The organism is Nocardia sp. NPDC055002, assembly GCF_053608825.1.
Genome location: NZ_JBSGWE010000011.1, coordinates 121,383 through 132,528, shown reverse-complemented (window position 1 = coordinate 132,528; position 11,146 = coordinate 121,383). Strand labels below are relative to the sequence as shown.

Here is an 11,146-nt window from a genome sequence, read left to right as displayed (position 1 = left end):
GATCTCCTCATCGACTATCGGAGGTCGGCCTCGTCGGCGCGCACAGCCCACACCGCGAAGCGTTCCCCGGATTCCCGGTTCTTGACGAAGTTGCGGACGACGCGATCGATGTAGTCACCGAGCTCGACGCTGGTCACCTTGTGCTGACGCAACTTCCGGCCGAACGCGCTGTCCAGGCCGAGGCTGCCACCGAGATGAACCTGGAAACCCTCCACCTGATTCCCGGTGCCGTCGTCGACGAGCTGGCCCTTGAAGCCGATGTCGGCGATCTGGGACCGGCCGCACGAGTTCGGGCAACCGTTGATGTTGATGGTGATCGGCACGTCGAGTTCGGCGTTGATGTCGGCCAGGCGCTGCTCGAGTTCGGGTGCGAGCACCTGCGAGCGCTTACGGGTCTCGACGAAGGACAGCTTGCAGAACTCGATGCCACTGCAGGCGAGGAGGTTTCGACGCCAGACCGAGGGGCGGGCCTGCAGGCCGAGCGGTTCGAGTTCGTCGATCAGCGCGTCGACCTGGTCGTCGGGGATGTCGAGGACGATCAGCTTCTGGTACGGGGTGAAGCGGATGCGATCCGAGCCGTACTTCTCGGCGGCGTCGGCGACCTTGCTCAGGATGGTGCCCGAGACGCGACCGGCGATGGGGGAGAAGCCGACGGAGTTCAGGCCGTTGCGCAGCTTCTGGACACCGACGTGGTCGATGGGCTTGGCCGGCTGCGCGGGTGCGGGACCGTCGATGAGCTTGCGCTCGAGGTACTCGTCCTCGAGCACCTGACGGAACTTCTCGATGCCCCAGTCCTTGATCAGGAACTTCAGGCGGGCCTTGGTGCGCAGGCGGCGGTAGCCGTAGTCGCGGTAGAGCGAGACGACCGCTTCCCACACATCGGGGACCTCTTCGAGGGGTACGAAAGCGCCGACGCGCTGAGCCAGCATCGGGTTGGTGGACAGGCCGCCGCCGACCCAGAGATCGAGGCCGGGGCCGTGCTCGGGGTGGTTCACACCGACGAAGGCGATGTCGTTGATCTCGTGCACCACGTCCTGCTGGCCCGAGATCGCGGTCTTGAACTTGCGGGGAAGGTTCGAGTACTCCTTCTTCCCGATGTAGCGCTTGACGATCTCGTCGATCGCCCAGGTGGGGTCGATGATCTCGTCGAGCGACTCGCCGGCGAGCGGCGAACCGAGCACCACGCGCGGGCAGTCGCCGCACGCCTCGGTGGTGTGCAGCCCGACCGACTCGAGCCGGCGCCAGATCTCCGGGACGTTCTCGACCTCGATCCAGTGGTACTGGACATTCTCGCGGTCGGACAGGTCGGCGGTGTCGCGGCCGAACTCGGTGGAGATCTGGCCGACCGTGCGCAGCTGGGCGGCGGAGAGCGCACCGCCGTCGCACCGCACCCGCATCATGAAGTACTTGGCTTCGAGCAGGTCGATGTTGTCGTCGTCGGTGAAGGTGCCGTCGTAGCCCTCTTCACGCTGGGTGTAGAGACCCCACCAGCGGAAACGGCCACGCAGGTCGGCTTTGTCGATCGAGTCGAAGCCGCCCTTGGCGTAGATGTTCTCGATGCGCGAACGCACGTTGAGCGGGTTGTCGTCCTTCTTGGACTGCTCGTTCGGGTTCAGCGGCTCGCGGTAGCCGAGGGCCCACTGGCCTTCGGACCGGCGGCGGACCGGCTTGCCGGTGCGGGCGCGCGGTGCGACCGGGGCATCGGTGCTCGGGCGGGCCGGGCGCTGGGCAGCTGAACGCTCAGTGCGGGCCTGCGCCGTCGACTGTTCGGTCGAACCGGCGTCGGTGCTCGACGTCATGGGTGGTCGCTCCTGCGGGGGTGTTGGGACATCCGTGCTGAAGGCGCGAGGGGCTGGCTCGCGTCAGGGGAGTCAGCGGGCCGATGAAAGTCGAAGGCACCGGGGGATACCCGGGCGTGGACGCCGCTGCGCTACCGGTGGAAACCGGGCCGACAACAGGCGCTGCAGACACGCTGGAAGTCGACGTGGCGACGGGCCACGAGTCGTACTCCAGTTGCGTGCATGTGCCTATTGTGCCACGTCAGCCTGGTCGTTCCGACCGCAAGGAGATATTTCCCGCACTTTTGGGGGAAATTCCCTGGACGGCCGTCCTGTTCTGTGATGGGGGTCATAGCCCGCCGCCCGGAACCGGCCTGTGATACGCCCGCGCGGGCAGGTGTGCGGTGCCGCACAGCGCGGTTGACCTGGATCGCACTCGAGGTTGCACAGTAGTGCCATGAGCAATGACGCCACCGCCGCCGGTCAGACCCCCGCCGATCTCGCTACCGAACTCACTGCCATCCGCGCCGTCGTCGACACCATCGCGCACGCCCAGGCCAACGAACTGGCCGAGGAGTTCGTCGCTGTCTTCCGGGAGGACGCCATCTGGACCACCGGTCACGGCAAGCGGCTGTTCGGGCGCCCGGCCATCGCCGAGTTCACGGCGCAGGTGCTGCCAGGGGCCACGACCCACGGCACCGCGACCTACGAGGTCGAGCACGTGCTGTTCCTGCGGCCCGATGTCGCCGCCGTCAAGATCCGCCAGAGCTACTTCACCCTCGACGGCGAGTTGTCCGGGCAGGGCACGCCGATGTACGTGATGACCAAGGAAGACGGCGCCTGGGTGCTCACCGCCAACCAGAACACGCCCGTCGTGACGGACTGACGTGCGAGGGGCCGGGCGGGGCGCGCTACCAGGGCCCGGCAGACTGGAGGGGTGACTACCAGCGCTGCTTCCGGGGTTCCCGGCGTGACACCGGCCGATGCCGATCGGCCGGTGCTGCGCGATTTCGGAAGCGGCGCGTTCGGGGTGTACGTGCACGTGCCGTTCTGTGCCACGCGTTGCGGGTACTGCGACTTCAACACCTATACGGCGGGGGAGCTCGGTACTTCGGCGTCGCCGCAGTCGTGGCTGGAGGCGTTGCGCGGCGAGCTCGCGACCGCCGCGGCCGAGTTCGGTGCCCTGCCGAGCGCGACGCCCGCGGTGTCGACGATCTTCGTCGGCGGCGGGACACCGTCGCTGCTCGGTGGTGACGGGCTGGCATCGGTTCTCGATGCCGTGCGGGCGAACTTCACCCTGGCCGCCGACGCCGAGGTGACCACCGAATCCAACCCGGAATCCACCTCGCCCGAGTTCTTCGATCGGCTCCGCGCGGCGGGCTACACCCGGATCTCGCTCGGCATGCAGTCCGCCGCACAGCACGTGCTGAAGGTGCTCGACCGCACGCACACGCCGGGCCGCGCGGTCGCCGCGGCGAAAGAGGCGCGCGCGGCCGGGTTCGATCACGTGAACCTCGATCTGATCTACGGCACCCCGGGCGAGACCGATGCCGATCTGGATCTGAGTCTGGACGCGGTGCTGGCCGCCGGTGTCGATCATGTCTCCGCCTACTCCCTGATCGTCGAGGACGGAACCGCGCTGGCACGCAAGGTCCGCCGTGGTGAACTGCCCGCACCCGACGACGATGTCCTCGCCGCCCGCTACGAACGCATCGATGCCCGCCTCGACGACGCCGGTCTGACCTGGTACGAGGTCTCCAATTGGGCCGCGAGCGATGCCGCCCGCTGTCAGCACAACCTGGGCTACTGGGACGGTGGTGACTGGCTCGGCGCCGGCCCCGGCGCGCACAGCCATGTCGGCGGCGTTCGCTGGTGGAACGTCAAGCACCCCGCCCGCTACGCCGACCGCGTGGCCCTCGGCGGTCTCCCCGCCGCAGGCTGGGAGGCCCTCACCGACGACGAGCGCTACACCGAACACCTCATGCTCACCGTCCGCCTCCGCACCGGCTTGCCGCTCGCGGATCTAGCCCCCTCGGCAAGCTCGGCCCTCGACCGCATCCTGGCCGACGGCCTGGCCCGCGTCACCGGCGACAACCTGGTCCTCACCGACCGTGGCCGCCTCCTCGCCGACGGCATCGTCCGCGACCTCCTCACCTGACCACTTCAGGGGTCGCGGGAGCCATTCTCGGCTGATCGACGGGCTGCTGAACCAGTCGGAGAATCGCGCGAGTGGTGATGTCATCGTGATCTGAATTTCGAGATTTCCCTGGCTTGGGATCGCGTCCAAAGATTGCCCGGTCATCCTGGTGTAATCCACCAATGCACACCTGGTGAGAGGCCCGGAACAGTGGGGTGCTCTAAGGGTATGTTCGGTGGGTTCGGGGTGGAAGATAACGATTAGGGGCGTAGGCTTCGGCTCGATCCTAGGGAGTTATATGTCCACCGAACGGCACATCACCCTCGTCCACGAGCAGAGCGAATTCGCTGAAGCGCGCTCCGCTGAGAAGGCGGAGAACGCTCGTCAATGCGCGGTCGCCGCGCGGACGGTCGCTTCGCACTCGAACGACGCCGAAGATTGCACGTCGCTGCTGGCGATGTTGGGTCTCGACGCCCTCGCGGGCAAGCAGGTCGGCGCGCCCGACTCCGCCGCTCGCTGCGGCGCTGCTGCCCGAGTCTGATCCGGCACCGGCCGCCCGGCTCGGGCGGCCACTGCCGACGCCTTCGTCGACGCGCTGACATCGCCGTCAGCCCCGAGTCGTCGTTGAGCGCTGCTCGACCGGCGAGTAGTCATCGCCACCACCGATCACCCCACCGGCTATCGCCGGTCGTGGCGCACCGAGTAGTTCCGCGGTGTTCGCGAGCGTGATCAAGTACTCCGGCAGTCCGCGCACGGCGTCGATGCCCGGCGCGGGCGCCGCCGGCGGTCCTCCTCCGCAATGGAAGTAGCGATCGACCGACCTGGCTGTGGCGTGCCCCGACGGCGGATCGACGCCGATGGCCGGGCCCGTCGATCCGGGAACGCTCTGCCCGATACCCGCCCTCGACGCGTCGTGCCGGCCGGGCGGTCGGTACCGCGGTGCCCCACCCCATATCCGGTTACCGCCTCCGCTCGTGCTGCCGCTCGGCCCCATGCGCCCAGCCGCTGGGCCGGCAGCGGGAGTGCGGCCCGCCGAGATCACCCCGGGGTCGACAGCCGCCGCAGAAGCCCCCGCGGGCGCTGTGCGCAACCCCGCGCCGACAGGTGCCGTCAACGCAGCCGTACCGCTCGGCGCTGCCGCGCCGGTGGCACCAGACGAAGCCGAGGTCACCGCCGTAGCGCTGCCTGGGCGTGCCGTGCGGTCACCGGATTCCACCGATCTGCCGTCGAGCAGGTCTTGACCGTCGATCGGAACTCCCGTGCCGCGACCATCGCGCCCCACCTTCTCCGAGTCGCCGATCGCTGCGTGCACGGCTGAACTCTCCCTGGACGCGGCGGACAAGTTCTGCCCGCCGCCGGCGGAAACCTCGACCGGCGACAGCGCGCGCCGCTCGTCTCGCGATTGCCCCACGGTGCCGATCAGTAATTGCCGATCGCCGGAGTAGAACGACCGAAGTGGCGTGGGCAGCATTGGAATGCGAGCGACCAACTCCGCGAACGGCAACACGTATCGCTGCCGCATCGCCGCTCGCGCATCCTCCTCCGCGGCCGAAGCCGCACCGTGCGCCGATGCTGAGCCCATGGCGTGTACCGCCCCACTCGCCGACCACGCCACGCCGCCGATTTCCTCGGCAACCGGTGACCCGACCGCGTACTTGGTCGCCACGATCGCCTCGGCAGCCGCTCGGACCACGCCCGGCAAATCCGCCAGCTCGGCAGTCAGATCGTGCGCTCGCGCGACATAGTCGTCGACCGCGGATCCGGCCGCGGCGGCACCCGCGCCCGACCAAGCCGACGCCAGCGACCCATCCACTGCGTGCCGGAATGCGCGTAGACCCTCGTCCCACCACCGCGCGATCTGCTCGAACCTGTCCGCTTGCGCCAGCGCGTCGGTCACCTCGAGCGCCCCGAATGCCGCGACGATCTCCCGATGTCGCCAAGAATGCGTGTTCTCCCCGCCGCCGGGAACACCCGATTTCGTGGCGTCGCTCGAATAGTCCGGATATGTGTTCTCGCTACGAATGCCGCTCGGCTCGGGGCCTGTCACGCTGACACCGAAGAAATATGTTGTCCCGCAGAGGTTTCCGACAACCGAAGTTGATCAGCCCACTCTTCGTCGGCAACTACCATCAGATCGCGCGCAGCCCGGAAAGATTGCCGAATGTCGTCCACGATCTGTGAATGCGCGTCCAATACGGCAGTGACGCTGTTCTCGTTCGCCGCCGCGACGGAACGCAATCGCGCGACCAACGTGCGCCCGGACACCAACCGCGCGTCTCCCTCGCCCAGCCCCCAGCGCTCCTGATCGCCGATTTCCACGGCAAGTGCCCGTATCCGCGCGATCGCCCGCAGAAATTCCACACACGCACCGTCGATCCGGGCGAACTCCGCCGGCCGCACCGCGACCGCGCTCGAACCGACTTGCCCCGCTTCGCCGACCCCACCCGGATACACCACAGTTCCCCTCCCGTGCACTCTGTATTCAGCTGAAAACAGCTGGTAGACCCCCTGATTCAGTCCCGAAATCTACGCCCGGCGCTCGAGCCCGACAACCCTCGAAACCGCAACTGTGGATAACTCGGGCCTGTGGACAACCCTGGCGCGGGGCTCGACCGAGCCGACAGGGCGAACACCGCCCCCGAAGCCGGATATCCCCGTGTGACGGTTCGATGCCGGACCGCCGTGCGATCCAGGGATCGGCGACAAGACAATTAGACTGGACAACAAGACGCTGCGAGCGTCGGCGTGCGACCCTGTGCGAACGCAGCACGGGTAGGCGTGATGTACCAGGCACGAGCGAGGAAGGTGGGGTCGATGGCGTCGAGTACCGAGGATCGACGTTTCGAGGTCCTGCGAGCGATCGTCGCGGACTATGTCGCCACCAAGGAACCGATCGGTTCCAAGTCTCTCGTGGAACGGCACCACCTCGGCGTTTCCAGCGCCACCATCCGCAACGACATGGCGGTGCTGGAGGCCGAGGGCTACATCACCCAGCCGCACACGAGCTCGGGCCGTATTCCCACCGACAAGGGCTACCGCGAGTTCGTCGACCGGATCGCCGAGGTGAAACCGCTCTCGGGCGCCGAACGCCGGGCGATCATGGAATTCCTCGAATCCGGGGTCGACCTCGACGACGTCTTGCGTCGCGGCGTGCGCCTGCTGGCCCAGCTCACCCGCCAGGTCGCTGTGGTGCAGTACCCCACCGTCTCGGCCTCGATCGTGCGCCACATCGAGGTCGTCGCGCTCAACCCTGCCCGGCTGTTACTCGTGGTGATCACCGACACCGGCCGCGTCGACCAGCGCATCGTCGACCTGGGCGCGGTGATCTCCGACGAGGACCTGGCCGCCGTGCGCGGCCTGCTCGGCGGGGCCATGGACGGCAAGCTGCTGTCGGTGGCCAGCGCGTCGGTGGCCGGTGTGCCGGAGCGCGCACCGGCCAAGATCCGCGACGTGCTGGTCCGGGTCTCGACCGTCTTGGTGGAGACGCTGGTCGAGCACCCCGAAGAACGCCTGGTCCTCGGCGGCACGGCCAATCTCACCCGCAATGTCGCCGATTTCGGCTTCCCCGGCTCCCTGCGCACTGTGCTGGAAGCCCTGGAAGAACAGGTCATCGTGCTCAAATTGCTCGCCGCGGCCCAGCAGCCGGGCCAGGTGATGGTGCAGATCGGCGAGGAGACCCAGGTCGAGCAGATGCGCGGCACCTCCGTCGTCTCCACCGGCTACGGTGCGGCGGGCGCCGTGCTGGGCGGTATGGGTGTGCTCGGCCCGACCCGCATGGACTACCCCGGCACCATGGCATCTGTCGCGACGGTCGCCCGCTACATCGGCGAGGTGCTCGCCGAAAGGTGAAGCCAGCTCGGGATCCACGACAACCGGACTGTTAAGGTCGATACTTCGGCCGGTAAAGTTGAGTGGATTCGACTAAAGGATGCGCCCGGCGCTCGGCCGGCCCACACCGACCAAGGACTAGAGAACTCACGTGGCACGGGATTACTACGGACTGCTCGGCGTCGGCAAGAACGCCACCGACCAGGAGCTCAAGCGCGCTTACCGCAAGCTGGCCCGCGAACTGCACCCCGATGTGAACCCAGACGAGGGCGCGCAGGCCCGCTTCAAGGAAGTCTCCACCGCCTACGAGGTGCTGACCGACCCCGAGAAGCGCCGGATCGTCGACCTCGGCGGTGACCCGCTCGAAAACGGCGGCGGCGGAGCAGGATTCAACGGTGCGGGCTTCGGCGGACTCGGCGACGTCTTCGAGGCGTTCTTCGGCGGGATGAGCGGCCAGGGCGGTGGCCAGCGCAAGCCGCGCGGCCGCGTGCAGCCCGGCGCCGACTCGCTGATCCGCACCCGGCTGAGCCTGGCCGAATGCGCGGTCGGCGTCACCAAGCATCTGACCGTCGACACCGCGATCCTCTGCGATGTCTGCGTGGGCTCGGGCACCAACGGCAACTCCAAGCCGGTGCGCTGTGAGACCTGCGACGGCGCGGGCGAGGTGCAGTCGGTGCAGCGCTCGTTCCTCGGCCAGGTGCTCACCTCGCGGCCCTGCCCCACCTGCCGTGGCGCGGGCGAGACCATCCCCGACCCCTGCAACAAGTGCGGTGGCGACGGCCGCGTGCGCGCCCGTCGCGAGATCGCCGCGCCCATCCCGGCCGGTGTCGCCAGCGGCATGCGGGTTCGCCTGGCGGCGCAGGGTGAAGTGGGCCCCGGTGGCGGCCATGCCGGTGACCTCTACGTCGAGGTCGTCGAGCAGCCGCACGACACCTTCGTGCGCGACGGCGACGACCTGCACTGCACCGTCCGGGTGCCGATGGTCGACGCGATCCTCGGGACCACCGTGGTCGTCGACACCATCCTCGACGGCCCCACCGAACTCACCATCGCGGCGGGCACCCAGCCCGGCGAGGTCATCCAGCTGCGGGCGCACGGCATGCCGCGCCTGCGTTCGGGTGCGCGCGGTGACCTGCTCGCCCACCTCGACATCGTCGTGCCGAACAAGCTCGACGGCAGGCAGACCGATCTGCTGCGCAAGTTCAAGGGCATGCGGGACAAGGATCGCGCCGAGGTGATGTCGACCCAGTCCGAGCACAACAGCGGTCTGTTCGCCCGGCTGCGCGCGTCGTTCAGCGGGCGCTGAGCCCGTGGCCGCGACGGTCTTCTATCTCGACGAGGTCCCCGAGCCGGGCGCTGTCGCGGTGCTGGACGGCCCCGAAGGCCGCCATGCCGCGACCGTGCGCCGGATCAAGGTCGGCGAACCGATCACCCTGTCCGATGGGCACGGTGTGCTGGCCGACTCGGAAGTCGTTGCGGCCCAGAAGGACCGGCTCGAACTGGCGGTCCGTGACCGTCGGATCGCCGCGCCGCCCACCCCGGCGGTGACCGTGGTGCAGGCGCTGCCCAAGTCGGATCGCTCCGAGCTGGCCGTCGAATTGATGACCGAGGCCGGCGCGGACCTGATCGTCCCGTGGCAGGCCGCACGCTGCGTCGCGAACTGGGAAGCCAAGGCCGCCAAGGGCATCGAGAAGTGGCGTGCGGCGGCGAAATCCGCGGCCCGCCAATCCCGTCGCGCCTACATTCCCGAGATCGCCGGCCTGCACCGCACCCGCGACCTGGTGGAACTGGTGCGAAAGGCCAAGGCGGACGGCGCGGTCGTCGCGGCCCTGCACGAATCCGGCGCGGGCAGATTCACCGAACTGCCGCTGGCCGAGGCGAGCGAAGTGGTGCTGATCGTCGGCCCCGAAGGCGGCCTCGACGATGCCGAGCTGGCCGCGCTCGCGGAGGCGGGAGCCGACATCGTGCTCCTCGGCCCGACCGTCCTGCGCACCTCCACCGCGGCGGCCGTCGCGCTCGGTGCGCTGGGGGCGCTGACCTCACGCTGGTGAGGCAGGAGTGGGCCGTCCGGAATCGGGTATTCCGACGTGGTCGCGAACGGCATACCACGGGCACATTTTTAACCACTGTGCGGTGTCAGTGCCCGGCGGTAAACTGATCTCATCGAACACCAGGTCGAAACCGGAAGCAGGCTGTAGCCACTTTTGAAGAACTCAGGCGAGATCGGCAATCCCGTATCAGACATCGGCGCAGGCGGTAACAATGCTGGTCCCGCCGCGCGGACCGTGCGTTCCAGCATCGAGCTCGCCCCGGAGTCGGTTTTCGGTTTCCTCGGCTCGGCCGACCAGAACCTGCGGCAGCTGGAGAAACTCCTCCCGGCCGACATCCATGTCCGCGGCAACACCGTCACCATCACCGGCAAGGCGGGCGATGTGGCGCTGGCCGAGCGGGTCATCGAGCAGCTCGTGGCGCTGACCGGCCGCAACCGGGTGATCACGCCCGAGGCGGTTCGCCACACCATCTCGATGCTCACCGACGAGGGCGTGTCCGAATCGCCCGCCGAGGTGCTGAGCCTGGACATCCTGTCGCGGCGGGGCAAGATCATCCGCCCCAAGACGCTGAACCAGAAGCGCTATGTCGACGCGATCGATGACAACACCATCGTGTTCGGCATCGGCCCCGCGGGCACCGGCAAGACCTACCTGGCCATGGCCAAGGCGGTGCAGGCCCTGCAGTCCAAGCAGGTCACCCGCATCATCCTGACCAGGCCCGCGGTCGAGGCGGGCGAGCGGCTCGGCTTCCTGCCGGGCACCCTCAACGACAAGATCGACCCGTACCTGCGCCCGCTCTACGACGCCCTGCACGACATGATGGACCCCGAAGCCATTCCCAAGCTGATGGCGTCCGGTGTCATCGAGGTCGCGCCGCTGGCGTACATGCGTGGTCGCAGCCTCAACGATTCGTTCATCATTCTCGACGAGGCGCAGAACACCACGGCCGAGCAGATGAAGATGTTCCTCACCCGCCTCGGCTTCGGTTCGCGGATGGTGGTCACCGGTGACATCTCGCAGGTCGACCTGCCCAACGGGCAGCGCTCGGGCCTGCGAGCGGCCGCGGAGATCCTCACCGATATCGACGACATCCACTTCTCGGAGCTCACCAGCGCCGACGTGGTCCGTCACCGGCTGGTCTCCGACATCGTCGACGCCTACGACCGCTTCGAATCCGAGACCCGCGCGGTGCCGGGCCCGCACTACCCGGGCAATCGCGCCCAGCGCAGGGCCGCAGGTCGCAGCGACCGGCGCTGACGTGCTCAGTGCCCATGTGCCGACCGGGGTCGCACCCTCTGGTCAGTCCAGAATCGGGGCGGGACACGATCGAGCTGGCCCGATGCCGCTCCCGG

General features: G+C 68.3%; 10 protein-coding genes. 7 read left to right on the top strand and 3 right to left on the bottom strand.

The window, feature by feature from the left end; translation table 11 throughout:
* Window positions 1–14 precede the first annotated feature (14 nt).
* Entirely contained in the window at window positions 15–1,799 is a 1,785-nt protein-coding gene (locus ACWF99_RS31450; protein WP_378637491.1) for a nitrite/sulfite reductase, read from the bottom strand.
* A 436-nt stretch (window positions 1,800–2,235) separates the two neighbouring features.
* Between ACWF99_RS31450 and ACWF99_RS31445 the strand changes: the two genes are divergently transcribed.
* From ACWF99_RS31445 to ACWF99_RS31435, 3 genes are all read left to right on the top strand, one after another.
* Entirely contained in the window at window positions 2,236–2,664 is a 429-nt protein-coding gene (locus ACWF99_RS31445; protein WP_378637493.1) for an SgcJ/EcaC family oxidoreductase, read from the top strand.
* 84 nt (window positions 2,665–2,748) lie between these two features.
* On the top strand, window positions 2,749–3,936 hold the full coding sequence (gene hemW, locus ACWF99_RS31440; protein ID WP_452538189.1) for a radical SAM family heme chaperone HemW: 1,188 nt from the start codon (window positions 2,749–2,751) through the stop codon (window positions 3,934–3,936).
* A gap of 277 nt (window positions 3,937–4,213) precedes the next feature.
* Window positions 4,214–4,456 carry a hypothetical protein gene (locus ACWF99_RS31435; RefSeq protein WP_067456243.1) on the top strand — a complete coding sequence of 81 codons (243 nt, stop codon included), beginning with the start codon at window positions 4,214–4,216 and terminating at the stop codon, window positions 4,454–4,456.
* A gap of 66 nt (window positions 4,457–4,522) precedes the next feature.
* On the opposite strand, the gene ACWF99_RS31430 is transcribed toward ACWF99_RS31435, so the two are convergent.
* Together ACWF99_RS31430 and ACWF99_RS31425 are read right to left on the bottom strand one after the other, a co-directional pair.
* Window positions 4,523–5,962, bottom strand: coding sequence for a hypothetical protein (locus ACWF99_RS31430; protein WP_452538163.1), 1,440 nt, complete (start codon window positions 5,960–5,962; stop codon window positions 4,523–4,525).
* Entirely contained in the window at window positions 5,959–6,372 is a 414-nt protein-coding gene (locus tag ACWF99_RS31425; RefSeq protein ID WP_452538162.1) for a hypothetical protein, read from the bottom strand. The genes ACWF99_RS31430 and ACWF99_RS31425 overlap by 4 nt, the downstream gene beginning before the upstream one ends.
* 357 nt (window positions 6,373–6,729) lie before the next feature.
* Between ACWF99_RS31425 and hrcA the strand changes: the two genes are divergently transcribed.
* The 4 genes from hrcA to ACWF99_RS31405 all read left to right on the top strand — a co-directional run bounded on the left by hrcA (window position 6,730) and on the right by ACWF99_RS31405 (window position 11,051).
* Entirely contained in the window at window positions 6,730–7,764 is a 1,035-nt protein-coding gene (gene hrcA / locus ACWF99_RS31420) for a heat-inducible transcriptional repressor HrcA (protein ID WP_378637503.1), read from the top strand.
* A gap of 130 nt (window positions 7,765–7,894) precedes the next feature.
* Window positions 7,895–9,049 carry a molecular chaperone DnaJ gene (gene dnaJ / locus ACWF99_RS31415; RefSeq protein WP_378637506.1) on the top strand — a complete coding sequence of 385 codons (1,155 nt, stop codon included), beginning with the start codon at window positions 7,895–7,897 and terminating at the stop codon, window positions 9,047–9,049.
* A 4-nt stretch (window positions 9,050–9,053) separates the two neighbouring features.
* A complete protein-coding gene (locus ACWF99_RS31410; RefSeq protein WP_452538161.1) occupies window positions 9,054–9,794 on the top strand; it encodes a 16S rRNA (uracil(1498)-N(3))-methyltransferase in 741 nt (246 codons plus the stop codon).
* A gap of 192 nt (window positions 9,795–9,986) precedes the next feature.
* Window positions 9,987–11,051 (top strand): PhoH family protein, encoded by a 1,065-nt coding sequence (locus ACWF99_RS31405; RefSeq protein ID WP_378637749.1) that lies wholly within the window; start codon window positions 9,987–9,989, stop codon window positions 11,049–11,051.
* Window positions 11,052–11,146: the final 95 nt, after the last annotated feature.

Excerpts from the sequence above, each read along its gene's own strand:
- hrcA (WP_378637503.1), top strand. The coding sequence starts at position 6,730 with ATGGCGTCGAGTACCGAGGATCGACGTTTCGAGGTCCTGCGAGCGATC.
- ACWF99_RS31450 (WP_378637491.1), bottom strand. The coding sequence starts at position 1,799 with ATGACGTCGAGCACCGACGCCGGTTCGACCGAACAGTCGACGGCGCAG.
- ACWF99_RS31445 (WP_378637493.1), top strand. The coding sequence starts at position 2,236 with ATGAGCAATGACGCCACCGCCGCCGGTCAGACCCCCGCCGATCTCGCT.
- ACWF99_RS31435 (WP_067456243.1), top strand. The coding sequence starts at position 4,214 with ATGTCCACCGAACGGCACATCACCCTCGTCCACGAGCAGAGCGAATTC.